General features: G+C 35.7%; 16 protein-coding genes. 14 read left to right on the top strand and 2 right to left on the bottom strand.

The features are described 5' to 3' along the window. Nucleotides 1-33: 33 nt before the first annotated feature. The 10 genes from FFONT_RS02645 (at nt 34) to FFONT_RS02605 (ending at nt 8,372) form a co-directional block, all read left to right on the top strand. Nucleotides 34-708, top strand: coding sequence for a hypothetical protein (locus tag FFONT_RS02645; protein WP_014557678.1), 675 nt, complete (start codon nt 34-36; stop codon nt 706-708). Nucleotides 709-809: 101 nt separating this feature from the next. After that, nucleotides 810-944, top strand: a complete 135-nt coding sequence (locus tag FFONT_RS07195; RefSeq protein ID WP_014557677.1) for a hypothetical protein — start codon at nt 810-812, stop codon at nt 942-944. Then, complete coding sequence (locus FFONT_RS02640) at nt 941-2,710, top strand: hypothetical protein (protein WP_014557676.1); 1,770 nt, start codon at nt 941-943, stop codon at nt 2,708-2,710. Before FFONT_RS07195 ends, FFONT_RS02640 begins: the two co-directional genes overlap by 4 nt. Further along, nucleotides 2,707-3,681, top strand: a complete 975-nt coding sequence (locus tag FFONT_RS02635) for a DUF4350 domain-containing protein (protein ID WP_014557675.1) — start codon at nt 2,707-2,709, stop codon at nt 3,679-3,681. The genes FFONT_RS02640 and FFONT_RS02635 overlap by 4 nt, the downstream gene beginning before the upstream one ends. Further along, nucleotides 3,674-4,627, top strand: a complete 954-nt coding sequence (locus FFONT_RS02630; protein ID WP_014557674.1) for an AAA family ATPase — start codon at nt 3,674-3,676, stop codon at nt 4,625-4,627. The genes FFONT_RS02635 and FFONT_RS02630 overlap by 8 nt, the downstream gene beginning before the upstream one ends. After that, nucleotides 4,624-5,904, top strand: a complete 1,281-nt coding sequence (locus tag FFONT_RS02625) for a DUF58 domain-containing protein (RefSeq protein WP_148683557.1) — start codon at nt 4,624-4,626, stop codon at nt 5,902-5,904. The genes FFONT_RS02630 and FFONT_RS02625 overlap by 4 nt, the downstream gene beginning before the upstream one ends. Then, entirely contained in the window at nt 5,901-6,335 is a 435-nt protein-coding gene (locus tag FFONT_RS02620) for a hypothetical protein (RefSeq protein WP_014557672.1), read from the top strand. The genes FFONT_RS02625 and FFONT_RS02620 overlap by 4 nt, the downstream gene beginning before the upstream one ends. Next, the gene (locus tag FFONT_RS02615; RefSeq protein WP_148683556.1) at nt 6,332-6,832 is read left to right on the top strand and encodes a DUF1616 domain-containing protein; all 501 of its coding nucleotides are present in this window, start codon (nt 6,332-6,334) and stop codon (nt 6,830-6,832) included. The genes FFONT_RS02620 and FFONT_RS02615 overlap by 4 nt, the downstream gene beginning before the upstream one ends. Continuing rightward, nucleotides 6,825-7,382: a DUF1616 domain-containing protein gene (locus FFONT_RS02610; RefSeq protein ID WP_014557670.1), complete on the top strand. Its 558-nt coding sequence runs from the start codon at nt 6,825-6,827 to the stop codon at nt 7,380-7,382. The genes FFONT_RS02615 and FFONT_RS02610 overlap by 8 nt, the downstream gene beginning before the upstream one ends. 69 nt (nt 7,383-7,451) lie before the next feature. Further along, nucleotides 7,452-8,372, top strand: coding sequence for a glycosyltransferase family 2 protein (locus FFONT_RS02605; protein ID WP_211206254.1), 921 nt, complete (start codon nt 7,452-7,454; stop codon nt 8,370-8,372). Between the two features lie 8 nt (nt 8,373-8,380). Here FFONT_RS02605 and FFONT_RS02600 read toward each other — a convergent pair whose 3' ends face one another. Continuing rightward, on the bottom strand, nt 8,381-9,199 hold the full coding sequence (locus FFONT_RS02600) for an aldo/keto reductase (RefSeq protein ID WP_014557668.1): 819 nt from the start codon (nt 9,197-9,199) through the stop codon (nt 8,381-8,383). A gap of 412 nt (nt 9,200-9,611) precedes the next feature. On the opposite strand from FFONT_RS02600, the gene FFONT_RS02595 reads away from it, so the two are divergent. After that, complete coding sequence (locus FFONT_RS02595) at nt 9,612-10,904, top strand: MFS transporter (protein ID WP_148683555.1); 1,293 nt, start codon at nt 9,612-9,614, stop codon at nt 10,902-10,904. A gap of 208 nt (nt 10,905-11,112) precedes the next feature. Beyond that, entirely contained in the window at nt 11,113-13,914 is a 2,802-nt protein-coding gene (locus FFONT_RS02590) for a DEAD/DEAH box helicase (protein ID WP_148683554.1), read from the top strand. A 5-nt stretch (nt 13,915-13,919) separates the two neighbouring features. On the opposite strand, the gene FFONT_RS02585 is transcribed toward FFONT_RS02590, so the two are convergent. Beyond that, complete coding sequence (locus tag FFONT_RS02585) at nt 13,920-14,609, bottom strand: acyltransferase (RefSeq protein ID WP_014557665.1); 690 nt, start codon at nt 14,607-14,609, stop codon at nt 13,920-13,922. Nucleotides 14,610-14,821: 212 nt separating this feature from the next. Between FFONT_RS02585 and FFONT_RS07190 the strand changes: the two genes are divergently transcribed. Further along, the gene (locus FFONT_RS07190) at nt 14,822-14,953 is read left to right on the top strand and encodes a hypothetical protein (RefSeq protein ID WP_014557664.1); all 132 of its coding nucleotides are present in this window, start codon (nt 14,822-14,824) and stop codon (nt 14,951-14,953) included. Between the two features lie 185 nt (nt 14,954-15,138). Then, complete coding sequence (locus FFONT_RS02580; protein ID WP_014557663.1) at nt 15,139-15,975, top strand: putative RNA uridine N3 methyltransferase; 837 nt, start codon at nt 15,139-15,141, stop codon at nt 15,973-15,975. Nucleotides 15,976-16,010 lie beyond the last annotated feature (35 nt).

Below are 16,010 nucleotides of genomic sequence, written 5' to 3'. Positions count from 1 at the left end.
AAACAGCATACCTAAGATAGTCGGTGTAAAGTAATGAATATATATAGGGGAATAGGCTTATCTTTGATGATCAGCGGAATACCTGCAGCTATCTTTATATTTTTGCTCACAAGAAATACACCTTTCACTGCTCTCTTCGTTGGAATCTCAATATTAGGAGCTTCTATGTTTCTTACTCCTGAAGAAGAAAGCTGGGTCTCAAAAGACTTATCGCTTATGCTATATTCGGAATTTTCTAACATAGCATCTTTGCTAGAGACTTTCAGGATAAGCTCTTTTAATAAGTTTGTAGCATACGGAGAAAAAGTATACTTATTTCTTTCTGAAGGATCTTTAGAGAAAGCGCCCGATGAACCTCCAAATTTTCTAATTTCAGTGCTTGATGGAAAAACGGTCTTATCTTTAGAATCTCCTATAAATAGAGAAATTATAGAGGGTAATACTTCTTTTTGTTCAGCTGCTGATTTTGTGTTAGTTGAAAAGCTTAATGTTGCTGATAAGATAGAATGTGCTGAGGGTAATGATATATATTCTGTTAAAGTTTACGGGACACTTATAAAGGATCCTTTGAGGACTGCGAAGGCATTTGGAGGATTTTACGGTCTGATTTTAGGATCAATTGCTTCTATATTGAAAGGAGAGGCTTCTGTAGTTTCTTTTGACGAGAGCGAAAACTATAAGATAATCAAGGTGAGCATAGAACGATAAGCAGAGACCGCATCTTTAACACATTGCTATCTTTATTCATAACCCTCACAGTATTCTCCTTTTCTTATTTAGGGGAAACGAGAATAGATGCATATATATCTATGTTTGTATTGGAGTATGCAGTTCTCAAGGCTGTAGTTAGGCCTAGGAGAAAGGGAAGAGATTGGCTTTTTATAATTCTCATAGCAGTCTTTGCTATATTTGTTTCAATAAGAATATATGAAGTGATAATATGAAGAAGCTATCTATGTTTCTGATGCTTATTATATTTATTACTTCTCTTTCTCCTATCGCGGAGAGTATTCCAAGACAGGTGGATCCTGCGACTATTTCTGAGGACAGCAATGTACCTGATCTTCTAAATGCATATTCGACTATTTCTAATAGCATAGGAAGCTTGGATTTTTCTTCTGCTGAGCAAAATTTAACTTATATTTTGCAATCTAGCTTTCCCTCAACATATATGTACATTTTTCAGAGAGGAAACGAACTCTTAAGCAATATACTGGACTCTTTAAATCTGACCAAGCTTATGATAAGCAATGCTACTGTTTTGATACAGAATAATAGGTTTTCAGATGCTGATAACCTTTTGGGACAGGCTTTATTTACTCTCGCAAATGCAAATGCCACCTATATACAGCTGCTAGAACTTTATTCTTCTCTTCCGATATCATCTTCTAGAGTTACCAATACTTTCAATGGAATAGGCTCCGCAATAAATTTATTATTTGAGAAGATCTTGACTCTGAAAGAAGAAATAGAAAACAGGCAAAATTTGATTCCAACGAAAATTTCAATTAATGTTTCTCCTTTAAACGTAAATTGGGGAGAAAAAGTTTCAATACAGGGCTCTCTAACTGAAGAGAGCGGCAATCCTTTAAGCGATAGAGAAGTGCTGATTCATATTGGAGCGAAGATCTATACTATTTATACCAACAGTTCAGGTCAATATAATTTAGATGAAAAAATCACTAGTTATCAGCCATGCGTGCAAATATATTCAGAGTTTATACCTTCTGGCAACGATAAATATATCTATGCTTACTCTTCTTCTCAAATATATAATGTTACAGTAAGCTATATAGTTCCTGAAGTTTCTATAACCTTAAATTCTACATATGTGACTCCAGGAAGCACTATTGAGTTGGACGTTAAGAGCAACTATATCTTAGAGTTTAATTTAACCTCAAACTTATGGAACCTTACTTTTACTAATGAAAAAGAGAGTAGAATTCTTCTCGAAGTACCAGCAACTGCTAAAGAGGGAATATACAATCTTATCGTAAACTCTCTACCTAACGGGGAATTAGCGCCTACCTCTTGGTCTACTAATCTGACCGTTTATAAAGAATCGCTTCAATTAAACATTTCTATTCCTAAGCAAATTTTTTCTGGAAAGACTTACGAAATAAGAATCAATAGCACAATACCATTTGACATATACGTTGTAGCTTCACCTGGAATAAATGCAACAGTTCAAGGAAATAGTATAATACTTAGAATACCGCTTTCCTATATTAACAGCAAAGTTGTTGTGAATATTATAGTCGACCCCGAAAATCCTTCATATAAGGAAGTATATCTAGAAGAGAGCATACCTTCTTACAACTCACTGGCGATTTTTTCAACCTTAGCAGGAGCCTTTGCAGTAGCAATTCCTTTAGCTAGATCGACATCTTCTGTGAGAAAAGCTGAAAATAAAAAGGAAAAAGCCGAAGAATCAAGCTCTGGGACAAATCTGAGAAATAAAGGGATTGTAGGAGAATTTTTCGAAGCTCTAGAAATGATAAGCAAAGTGAAGATGGAAGGCTGGATGACGCTTAGAGAGTATCTTTCTGCAATCAAGGAGAGGATCGATGAAAAGACGTACTTGCTAGTTGAGGAACTTATTTTCAAAATTGAAAAGGTCATATATGGGGGAGTTAAGTATACCCAATTGAAAGAAGAGGTTTCAATAAAGGTCAAAGCTTTAATCGAGTTGCTGAGGAAGAAAAAATGAAAAACTACATCATCTTGGGGACAGTTTTATTCCTTATTATAGCTTTATTTTCAATTTACATTATTCCTTCTACCAGCGATTTTTCTCCATACAATCCGCTTTACAATGGTTTAGCAGACTTTGTTCATGAATTTAACGTAACACTTATACCTATAAATTCGTTGAACAATTTGAAGCAGGGAACTGTAGTGTTTTTAATAGGTCCAAGCAAGAATTTTACAGAGCAAGAAGGAATGGAAATTCTCAGCTATGTGGAAAACGGGGGAGAGTTAGTTATAATGGATGATTTTGGGACATCAAATGAACTTATTAAGATAATGAATTTAAACGGAATATTGAATGGCAGTTTATTAGGGGATCCGCTGTTTATGTATAAGAGCTTTCAGCTTCCAATAGTAAAAGTAAATGTAAATGGTACAACTCTGAATGTTTACTACAACTATGCTACTGTTATAACCTCACAAAATAGCAACCTTAATTGCATAGGTGAAAGCTCTTACTTCAGCTATCTTGATCTCAACCTCACGGGAAAATATTTAAACGGCTACCCTAAAGGTCCCTTCTGTATTGCATATATGCAAAATATTGGAAAAGGAGTAGTCTATGTTTTTTCGGATTCTAGCCCATTCATTAATTCTATGCTCAACTTGGGCGACAACCATAAGTTGGCTACTATTCTTATAAGCGGAAAAATTCCCTATTTAATAGATGATAAATGGTATGTGAACAATTATGATGTATTGAGGACAAATACTTTTAACTTTTTCTCCCAGATATTGCCCTCTATTGTTTATCCTTTAGCTCTTATTTCAGTACTAGCTTCATATATCGTTGGAAATTACATATATATTAATTTAGTTAAAAAAAGAACTAAGAAAAAATCAAATTTAGAAAAAATCCTGAAAGTGCACCCTGAGTGGAATAAGGATGTATTAATCAAGCTCATGAAAGAGGCAGATAAAAATGAGTAAGAAGATTGATGAAAAATTAAGGAACGTGATTGAATTTTTAAAGTCATATATTATTGGATATGAAGAATTATTCGAACTTCTTTCTATCTCATTACTTAGCGGAGGTCATGTGCTGATCGAAGGTCCTCCTGGATCTGGAAAAACGCTGACAGCTAGATTACTTGCTTTATCTATAGGGGGAACTTTTAAGAGAATCCAGATGACTCCAGATATGCTTCCAAGCGATATTTTAGGGGGATTCTTCTACGATATAGGGAAAGGAGAATGGATATTTAGAGAAGGACCCATTTTTGCGAACGTAATTTTTATCGATGAGCTCAATAGGGCATCGCCGAGAACTCAAAGCGCACTCTTAGAAGCAATGCAGGAAGGCAGAGCAAGCATAGAAGGGGTTACAAAGGAGTTGCCAAGGCCAAACCTCTTCATAGCTACACAGATGACCAAAAGCGAGGTAGGAATTTATCCGCTTACCCCCACTCTGCTCGATAGGTTCGCCTTTTCATATATAACTAACTACTTGGAAACAGATAAGGAGAAAGAGGTTTTAGATAAAGTAGATGCAATCGATGAAGTGATAAAAAGCACAAGCGTTTCTCCGATCCTTTCAATAAAGGACATCCTAATGCTACAGGAGGAAATAAAGAAAGTCTATGTTGATGATAAGATTAAGCTGTACATAGCATCTATAGTAGGAGAGTTGAGAAAGAAAGAAGATATGTTTGTGATCGCACCTAGCACAAGAGCATCCGTTTGGCTTTTCAAAGGAAGCAGAGCACTCGCATTTTTAGAGGGAAATGATTATGTTTCTCCCGATCACGTAAAGAAAATCGCTCGATATGTACTTAGGCACAGATTGTTTTTCAATCCAGAAGCTGAGCTGAAGAATGTAACGTCTGAAAATATCATATCCTCTGTGCTGGAAAAAGTTGAGGTGCCGAAGGTTTGAAGATAAAAATCGGTAAGGGCTTCTTTCCTATTTTCTTCTCTTCTCTATCTCTCTTCTCTCTGTATTTAGTTTCTCGATCGATAGTTATTCTTTCAGTTTTTCTCATTTTCTGTTTTTTGCTCGTAGCATCTCTTTTTCAAGCTTTCCTTTTGAGAAGAGAAAAATGTGAAGTGAACATAAAGGATGTTAAAGCTGGTGAGAAGTTTTTAGTTTACGAAACTCCAAAAATAAACATTAAAATAGATAAATGCAAAAATTTCAAAGAGGCAATTTTTTCCAGCTTTGTTAAAGTTGAAGAAATCAAGAAAGCTAGAGATAAGGTAAGCATCTCTGCTAAGCTTCTTTTTAATTCCTCAGGTGAGTATGATATAATTTCAGGCAACATATTTCAGTCATCTATATTTGATGTATTCAGGCTTGAAAAAAGCTTTGAAAGAGAGCTTGCTATTAAAGTTCTCCCGCAGACGCTTGTATGGATTGTTAGAGGACTCAGATTGCTTGGGTTAGCTTCTTCTGGAAAAACATCTTATTTTGAAGTGACCTATCTCGGGGAAGGTATCGCTCTAATTCCAAATGTCAGAAGCGGGGAGTACATAAGAAACAGATTCTTTGAGCCCGGAGATGTTCCAAAGAGAATTGACTGGAAGTCCAGCATGAAAAACTTGAGGCTTATTATTAGAGAATATGGTGAAAACCCTCACGGCTCAGTTATGTTACTGGTTGACTATACATGTGCAGGGTTGAGAAACTGTGATCTTTTGGCTTCATCAATTCTCTCTATTTCTCAACTTATATATGAAGAAGGAATTAATGATATTCAGCTTTATGAAAACGACAGCAGTAAGGTTATGAGATTCGATAGTCCCCTCAAACTTTTAGGTTATTTGACTGGGAAAATTTTAGAAAAGAAAATTGTTCCAGTAGAGGATATGAAGCTTCACGAATACGTCTATCCGCTTACGCTCCAAGAACTTTATGAAATTCTTTCGAGGTTCTATAAAGGTTCTTTACTTATTGATGAGAAAGGAGAAAAGCTCAGTAGTAGTTCAGATACTGCAATATTCGTTTCAAATATATTTCACGACCCTTCAAGAATTTTAGACTTAATATCCAGGATTAAAAGATACAATGCTGTTGTTATCACTCCAGACTCGCCTTGGAAAGATGAGGTTGACATTGAGGATGCTTATAGGATATTTACAAGCTATTCGCTAGCAAAAAAGAAAATTGAAAAGCTTGGCGTGAAAGTTATAAGTTGGAAGGGTCTAGAAAAATGAAAGCTTACAAAGTTTATAGCGTAATTATATTACTAATAGTGATCATTTCTCCCTTTATTATTGTAAGTTCTCAAAGTAGCGAAGATGTAATCGGGACAAATAGTACAATCACTCAGTTGCTGGGTGAAATTGTTTACTTATATGATCATGGTGTGAATGTATCTCAGCTTGTAAATAAACTGAACTATGCAGTAAAGCTTGAGCAGGAAGGAAACATTACGGCATCATCTTTAATTATATCTCAATTGCAGGAGAACATATCAGCACTTATGCCTAGTGCAGAAAGCAATTATTATAAAATAATAGCATTGAAGATTATAGAAATCATCCTTTTATTATCTATACCAGTTTTGACTTATGTATTTCTGCCACGGATCTACTTGAGCATTTGGTATCGCAGTAGGAGAAAGTGGTTGGTGAAGAAAAAATGAGCTTTATTATGGATGAAGAAGTTTTTGCAGTTATATTGGCTATAATCGTAGTAGGATCAGTTCTTGGAGTCGCTATGATAATAAGACCATCATCTGAAGAGCCATTTACTGCATTAGGCCTGTTAGACCAAAACTGCCAAATAGGAAGCTACCCCTCAACTGTAGTTAACGGAACAAATGTGAACCTTTGTCTTTTCGTATATAATCATATGGGCCATCCTATATACTATGAAGTGGTCTATAAAATAGGCAACAACCTTACAATTCCGACTAATACTACTCCATCTTCATCACTAGCAATAAAGAATTGGAGGGGGGTTCTCAATAATGATGACAATGAAACATTTCACGTGAGTGTACCTGTATACGCTAATAATAATGAAACGAGCGTAGCCTTAATATTCGAGCTCTGGATATACAACTTAACGACAAATGAGTGGCAGTATACAGGAATTTGGAATCACCTTTATGTAAACATAACTTTTCCAGGTGGGTAGCTTGGAAGAAACACTTGAGGATTATATTGCAAGGAAAAAGAAGAATAAAAAGACTGAATTTGAATTAAAAAAAGAAGTATTTAATGAGTTCTCTAGCAGAAATATATATCTAGTTGATCCTAACCCCCCACTTAAGTTTTCAAACTATATAACTAGAATGGAATATTCTTTATGGTTTTGGACTGTATTGTCATTTACTTTGGTATCCTTGACTCTGATATATGTGACAAACTTTTTAAGCATATTAATGCCACTGAGATATATCTTTGGAAGCATTTTTGTGCTTTTCCTTCCTGGGTACTCATTGGTTGAAGCCCTGTATCCAGGTGAGGGGGATTTATCTCCTTTGGAGAGATTGGCTTTGAGCATAGGGCTTTCTCTCGCTGTCGTCCCCCTTATAGGCCTCCTACTCAACTATACTCCTTTCGGGATAAGGCTTCTGCCGATAGCCGCTTCCTTATCCATGTTTATAATTATATTATCTGTTTATGCATTATATAGAAAATTTTCCATAAATTCATTACTTGTTGCTTCTCAAAAAAAGGCATAACTTATCTTTTTAAATTTTAAAATTATAATGCATATTTGATGAAAACATATGGCCTTGGAGCTGGATGGAATGGAAGAAGCTGAACAATACAAAAATTTAACTGTTGTTATTCCTGTTTTGAATGAGGAGGAAGCAATCGGTAAAGTGCTTGAAGAAGTAATCAACCAGGCGAAAGTACCCAAGGATAAGATATTGATAGTAGATGGAAAAAGCACAGATAAGACCGTCGAGATCGCAAAATCCTACGGGGTAAAAGTCATTGAGCAGGAAGGTATAGGTAAGTCCATGGCAATAAAAACAGCATTAAATTACGTTGGGACAGAGTATATTCTCATTATGGATGGCGATTACACATATCCTGCAAAATATATTGTAGATTTGTATAGAGAAATCAAGAAGGAAAAAGACATAGTTATAGGTAGCAGAAAAAAGCTTGAGAAGGGTGCACAAGGACTTATATATAAAATCGGAAATTTCGGCCTTACTTTAACATTTAATATACTCTTCGGAACGAGAATTTCAGATGTTCTTAGTGGAATGTACGTTGTAAGAACAGATATACTGAGGGAGATATCGTTCAATTCTAAAAACTTTGGAATTGAGTCTGAGATTTTGGCTCATGTAGTTTCTGAAGGAGGATATGCGGGGGAGATTCAAATAGAATACAGGAAGAGGATTGGAAAGAAGAAATTAGGAGTTCTTCACGGGTTTCACATTTTTGTTGATATGATAAAACTTATGCTCAACTACAACCCAACTTTCTTCATATTCATTTTGGGCTCTCTTCTATTGATACCAGGATTAGCACTTGGATTATACGTAGCATACTATTACTTTTTCACTGATATTACTTATTATGTTAAAGGCTTAGTAGCCATTATGCTAACACTTGCTGGCTTTCAATCTCTTCTTTTAGCCGTCCTCACTTTATTCATAAAGAGGATGGAAATAAGGTTTCTTAGATTGATAAGGAAGAGTCGAGGAAGATAAAAAAATTGCTATATATAAGCTTTTTCAAGCAATTTCCAATCTTCTTCGCTGATCCTCCAACCTACTGCTCCTAAGTTTTCTTTGAGGTGCTTCAAATTTGAGGCTTTTGGTATAGGAACAACTGGTTGAATTGAAATAAGCCAGTTTAAAGCAACCTGGACAGGACTTCTGTTATATTTCTGTCCGATCTCTTTTAATATCCCGCTATTAGCTATGGTACCTTTATCTATTGGTGTATAAGCTAAATAGAGCATTCCTTTCCTTTTAGCATATTCAACGACATTATAAAGATCTTCTTTGTTCTTCAAGCTAAGCTGATTTTCAACAGCTACAATTTCAAACTTTTTCTGGCAATTCATAGCTCCTTCCAATCTTTCAACTGAGAAGTTACTTACACCGTAGTATCTTATAATTCCTCTTTCAACAAGCTCTTCAAAAGCTCTTATAGTTTCACAAATATTAACTGTGTCTGAAGGCCAATGCAAAAGGTACAAATCTATATATGTACCTAATCTTTTAGAACTCATTTCTGCAGACTTCAAAACTCTATCGTAGCTCGCATTTGCATTCCATACTTTTGTTACTATGAATAACTCATCCCTTCTTTCTCCCTTTATTGCATTCCCAACAATTTCCTCTGAGTGTCCTCCTCCATACATTTCAGCAGTATCAATCAAAGTTATACCATTTCTTATTGCATATTTCAAAATTTTCTCGTTTTCAAGATCTTGGGAATAATCAGGAGTCCAGAATCCTCCACCAATGCCCCACGTTCCAATTCCAAGGGCAGATACGCATCCTATGTTCTTAAAGCATTTTTTCTCCATAACTTATCACTATTCATTAAAGTTTCTAATTAAGGAAAAATTATTTTTGCATATATCTGATCTTTTTCCAGTCTTAAAGAGTGGGAGATTCCCCGCAAATGAAAGATGTAAAACCAAATAAATGCGGGAAAGTAAATGCAATCAGAGATTCTCGTTTTGAAAATTTATCGGAGCCTATTTATCCAATATCTTTTTTCTTAGAACAACCATTCATTCAATACATACACTGTTTCAATATTCATTATCAACAAAAAACTAGAAAAGCTTATAGGTCTTACTCCCTATCCTGAAAGACAGGGCCTTCAGATATAATTTTATTAATTAAATGAATATTTTAGTTATTATGACTAGCATTTTTTAAGATTCTTAGTACTCTTTCATCGCTGATGTGGTTGCAGTAGAGGAGCTGAAAATGATAGAAAAGAGCTTAGAAAAAGCAGGTATGAAGCTCACGCCATCGCTACTAATTTACATTTCTGTAGTTCTAATGAGGGCAGCAAATGCGAGTTTTATAATTTCACTAACTACAGCATTTCCAGATATATCTGCTTGGATGCAGGGAATTATACAAGCGTCATATTCATTTACTGAAGCACTATTTGGAATATTCAGCGGGATCATCTACGAATATTTGGGGAGTTCAATTTCTATTATATTTTCATCTTCACTTCTCTTTATTTCTTATGCTATTATGACCGTTTTTGCTGATATGAGCATCAGTGCTGAAGCTTTTACTATCCCCTCAGCTCTAGCAGGACTTTCTGCTTCATTCTTGCTAACGTCTTCATTAGCGGTAATTTCAGAAGAAACCATAAAGGCATCAACAAAGGGAAGGCTGTTTGGAGTCGGGGGGCTAGAGGTGTCAAATATAATAGGCTATGCTGTTGGTTTTACTTTTGCTGGGACTCTCCAGCTTATCCTTCCTTCAGCAATAAAGGGTTTTTCCCCGTCATTTCTGTTCTCTTTTTTGGCATTCCTATCGAGCATTATTTTATCGAAAAGCATGGGTAGAAGAAATATCAGTGAATTTAAGAACAAGAAGATAACCTTTCACCTTAAAGCTAAAATAGAGGGCAAGGTTTTAAAGCTTGTTCCTATGTGGTTCGGTTTTTCTATTGTGATGGGAGTTGCGTTCATAAGCCCAAAGTTTCTAAGCGAGCTTTTCAGTCCAATAGAAGTTTCTAACCCAGGTTTGAAACTCTTCTCAAGCTTTATGCTACTTTTTGCACTTATAATTTTGTCCTTAGGTGTTATGGGAGGAAGCTATATTGCAAGCATTCTGGGAAAAGTTAACTCTCTATTGGCTGGCTCGCTTTCCCTTCCATCAACTCTCGTAATGTTATCCATTCTCGTAAGCTATGGCAGCAATATTAAGGGAATCAGCATGTTTTTCTTTACATTGATATTATTGATTTTTTCTGTGCTAGCTTTATCGATACCACCTACTTTACTCTCATTGCTTGCAGACTTTACAGATTTATCTAGAATTAGGGGTCCATCCTCAGGTGTATATGTGACGAGTATGGGTATAGGAATAGCATTAGGTGAATCTCTCGGTGGAAAAATTTATGACGTATTTGGACTAGAAACTTTATTGCTTATCTTAGCTATAGTATTCCTTCCTTTGGGATTAAGTACATGGATCATGCTTTATTTTGAAAGGAGTAGGAAAAACATCAGTTCTAAACCTATACCTCAAATATAGCTTGAAATGTTTTACTTAGATGATTAGATCTTACTCATTCCTGCATAGAAAAACATTTAAAATCTATTGTGGGATGTCTTCATTTTAATCAGCAAAAAAGTTCCTAGCTTCATCTATAAAATTATAAAAACCGCCACAATTAGATATTTTAGAAGTGCTCTTTACTTACAAGATTTACAATTCGATATTTAAAAAGGAGCAATTAAAAATGGAAAAAAATGCATTCGATCTTCTAGATGAAAGGCTTTTAAAAGTCATAACGGAGTATGGATACCGCGAGCCTACTTCAATTCAAAATAAGGCAATACCTAAGATTCTTCAGGGAAGAGATCTGATAATTACCGCGCCAACTGGAAGTGGAAAAACAGAAGCTGCAGTTTTTCCAATTTTTTCCCTAATGCTGAAGGATGAAAGTTGGAATGGGAAACCGCTGATGGTCTACGTCACTCCACTTAGAGCATTGAATAGAGATATTTTCGTTAGACTCGAAGATATATCAAATAAAATTGGCTTGAAAAGCATAGTCAGGCACGGAGATTCTAGTAAAAGAGAAAGGGGTGATTTCCTTCGTTCTTCTTATCACTGGTTTATTACTACTCCTGAAAGCCTTTCAATGTTGATAACTCATAGCGCTACGAGAGATATGCTCACAGATATTAAATTTGTGGTCATCGATGAAGTTCACGAGCTTATAGATAGCGAGAGGGGTAATACGCTTGAGGTTGTTTTGAAGAGGCTTAAAAGAATAGTAAAAAAGTACCAGTTCATTGGCATTTCTGCTACAATTCCGGATGCATCTATAATAAAGAAATTTTACTCATGTCCTTTTTGCGAAGTTATAGAGGATGATGTTAAAAAGGATATTGAGATAAAAGTGAGGATTCCAGGTTCAGGAACAAGTAGCAAGGGAGAAGATGAATTCAGCGAAATTCTAAAAATAATAAATGAGGAAATTGAAAGAGCTAAATCATCTATCATCTTTACTAATACAAGGGACATGGCAGAATTTCTTACGTATAAGCTTAGGGAATTAGGTAGAGATGACATCGAAATTCACCATGGATCTTTAGCAACGGAAGTCAGAAAAAGCGTCGAAAAAAAGCTTAAAGGAGGCGAAATAAAGGGGATAATTGCAACATCAAGTCTAGAGCTTGGCATTGATATTGGTAGCGTTGACCTTGTTATTCAGTACGGCTCGCCGAGGCAGGCTATAAGGATGCTCCAGAGAGTAGGAAGAAGCGGACATTCAATAGTAAAGAAGGCTAGAGGAATAATAGTTACAACGAAAAACTTAGACGAAATAATCGAGTCTGTTGTTATAGCAAGGAGGACCTTGAAAGGTGAGCTTGAAAGCCTCATCCCTCATGAAAAGCCCTTTGATGTTTTGGTACATCAATTAGTAGGAATGTTGCTTTCCGCTGAACAGAGAAAAGAAGAAGAGATTTTAAAGTTTCTGAACGCAACTTTTTCGTTCAGAAACCTCACTGAGGAAGAGCTCAAAAAAGCGATTGAATTTTGCGAAGGCATCAAGCTGATTATTAGAAAAGAAAATGGAGAGCTTGTAGCTAGCAGAAGAGCAAGAGAGTATTATTATTCAACAACAATGATTCCAGACGTACAGAAGATTCCTGTTGTAACTGTATATGGCGATAGAATAGGATATTTAGATTCTGATTTTGTTTTATCAAAGCTTGATGAGGGCTCAAGTTTCATCCTGCAGGGTAGGGAGTGGTCTGTCGTATCAATTGATGATGAAAAGCTAGTTGTAGAAGAAGTAACCGAAAGGATGGGTGCACCGCCGTCTTGGATAGGAGAGATGATCCCGGTTTCAAGAAATGTTGCAAGAGAAGCAATATCTCTTCTGTCGAGAATCTGCAGAGGAGAAGTCTATGAAAAAATTAAATCTCAGTATCAATCTATAACTATTGAAGCATATGATTTTGTAAAGAAGGTCTGCGAAGATACAAGGAAACAAGGCTTCGAGTTTCCAAGCCAGAACATCGCTTTAATTGACTGGACAAAAACGGGATTATTAGTTTTAACTTATCCGCTAGGTTCAAACGGGAACGAGACCCTTTCACTTCTCATTTCAAATTATATTTTTTCCAAAACAGGGAGGTCAGTTTCTACATCGAGTGACCCATATAGAATCTACATGGAATCCACATTTCCTCTGACTCTAAATGATCTGATTGAAGCGCTGTACAGTCTTTCTTTGAAAGAAAAAGATGAAATAGAAGAGATGATTAAATCCCAGCTCAAAAAATCAAATATTTTTATGTATAAGCTATCTACTGTTGCAAAGAAAATGGGAGCAATATCTAAAAATGCAACGCTTAGTGAAGTTAAAAAAGTGCTTAAATATTATAAAGACACTTTAATAGGTGAGGAGGCTTTTAGGGAAGTTTTCTATGAAAAGCTTGATATCCGATCAGTTATAGAAATGCTGAAAGATATTAAAAGCGGTAAAGTGAGAATCGTTGCGCAACCCATAGAAGGTTTGAGTCCCCTAGTTGTAAATAGCTCTAGCGCGCCGAGACCTGTAGGATACGCACTGGAGACTCTTCCTCAAGAGCTTTTAATTAAAGTTTTGGAAAAAAGGATATTGGAAAAGACCGTACTCCTCAAGTGCATGAACTGCGGCTGGGAAAAGTCAGTAAAAGTCTCTGAACTGCCGGATATAATTTCATGTGAAAAATGCGGTGCAAGAGCTGTAGCACCGTTACCTCCGAGTAACGAAGAATTCGTAAATGCTATCAGAAAATACTTCAAAGAAGGGAAAAAATCTCTGAAGGGGAAAGAAAAGGAATACTTTGAGGATGCTGTAAAGAGAGCCAAACTGGTAATTACGCATGGAAAGACTGCAGTTATGGCTTTGACTCCCTATGGAGTAGGCCCAAAAGGAGCCTCAAGGGCGTTAAGCATGCTTAAATTAGGATGGAATGAGTTCTTAAGAACGCTTTACGAAGAGGAAAGAAATTACTTCAGGACGAGAAAATATTGGGATTGACAAATTCATGCTTCTGATTCATATTTTTCCCTCTTTCTATTATATTCATCTTTGCTCATCAGCTTTCTCGCAGGCACTCCAGCGACTACAGTGTTAGGCTCTACATCTTTCGTAACAACTGCACCGGATGCTATTACAGCACCTTTGCCAATTCTGACACCAGCTATGATTGTAGCATTTGCACCAATAGCTACGTTATCTTCAACTATTGCTCCGAGTAGTCTCTTGCTTACAGGGTACTTATCATTGGTAAATACTACCCTTGGACCTAGGAATACATTTTTTCCAATTATTGTATATGGAGGTATGTAAACGCCAGTTTCTATTCTGGCGAATTCCCCTATTTTCACCCTACCATCAATTACTGTATCTGTTCCAATAATGCTGTTGTCTCCTATTTCAGTGTCTTCTCTGATCAATATTCTATGTCCCGTTTCAACGTTTTTCCCAATTTTTACTCTTTCATATATTATAGAATTGCTTCTTATAACAGAATTATCTCCAATAGTAGCACCTTCGCTTTCTATTTCCCCTTTTTTTCCTTCTTGAAGCATTTTAATTCTACTTCTAATAGGGTACCCTACTACAGTTCCAGTATCTATGAAAGCTCTGCTTCCAATTATAGAAGAACCTAATATTAAAGCGCCTTCTCTTACTATTGCGTCCTTAGAAATTACGGATTTTTTAGTACTCAAAATAAATCACCAAAATAAAATTAAATTTTATTTGGATTATAAATAATTTTTTAAAAAAATTAAAAAATAATTAGAATCGGTTTCCAAGTAAAAGGGTCAGGAATTTTTCATCATCATTGTTTTTCTGTACTCGGCAAAATCATCATCCCAAATAATATTAATCCTTAAACAAAAGAATATAAAAATAAAAATCATCATGGAGGTAGTTTTGAATGGGAGGAAGACAGAAAACAACTTTGTTTATGGGCGTAGGAGGACCTACAGAAAGAGTAAAAAAGACAGAAAGCACTCAGACGGAGGAAAAAGCCTCTAAAGGGAAGAAAGCAGAGAAAAAGAGCAAATAACATTTTAAGTATACAAATTAATATTCTTACAATCGAAGGTGTCACCTTCAGGGCGGAATGCTTACTTAGGAATTGTTCGATAAAAGCTTTTTATTTAATGAGCAAAACTTAAATGTATACTTTTTGCAAGTTTTTCTAAACGCAAAATTTAGCTGATGATCTTCACTTAAGGTGACGTTTGCAAAATGAAAAGCATTGAAATTTTATTGCCATATTGTTCTTTGGAAAACGAACCTGACCAAATAAGAATTACCTTAAAAGCTAATATAATTGCAAGAGCAGCATCAATTTTTAAAGTTGAAAGAATAACCCTCTATAGAAGCAGGAGCGACAAGAAATCTTGCAAAGACCAGAAAGAAATTCTAGGGCTTCTTTTAAGGTATTTTGTCACTCCTCCATACCTTAAGAAGAAAATCTTTGGAAAGAGAAAAGAATTAAAATACGTTGGGATGGCGTATCCTCTACAAATACCAACGCACAGCCTATCTAAAAAGGCAAAAGAAGGTGACATAAGAGTAGGGTTGGTTGAGAGAGTTAAGGAAAGTGCAATATTCGCAGACATCGGAGTTGGAAAACAGGTTAAGATTTCAAATAGCAATTATGAATTGAAAAGGGGGGATCTCATTTTCGTCAAGGTGAAGAAAGGCGATCTTTCTGAGCTCGAAATCATTAAAAATCCCGATATATATGTAGGGTATTCAGTAAGAGAATGCGAGAACCCATTAGATTATTTAAAGGAAAAAAAGAAGGATGGACTGGTAATAGGTACTTCAAAGTTCGGCGATCCTATTTGGGAAAATCTAAAAGAAGTTGAAGAAAAGCTTAAGAGTAGCGATAAAGTTGTAGTCGTGTTTGGAGAGCCTTACAGAGGAATATTTGAGATATTTAAGCAGCTTGGTGGGAATACCGATGACCTCTTTCACGGAATTTATAATCTTGTAAGAGATCAGGGCACTAAAACGATCAGAATGGAAGAGGCATTGTTTATAGCTCTTTCACTGTTGAACGTACTTTCTTCTTGAATAAGTTTTATAAATGCCTATCTTATTTGAAAATA

The organism is Fervidicoccus fontis Kam940 (assembly GCF_000258425.1).
Taxonomy (GTDB): domain Archaea; phylum Thermoproteota; class Thermoprotei_A; order Sulfolobales; family Fervidicoccaceae; genus Fervidicoccus; species Fervidicoccus fontis.
The sequence above is the reverse complement of the archived record's forward strand: the minus strand, read 5'-3'. Positions and strand labels throughout refer to the sequence as shown.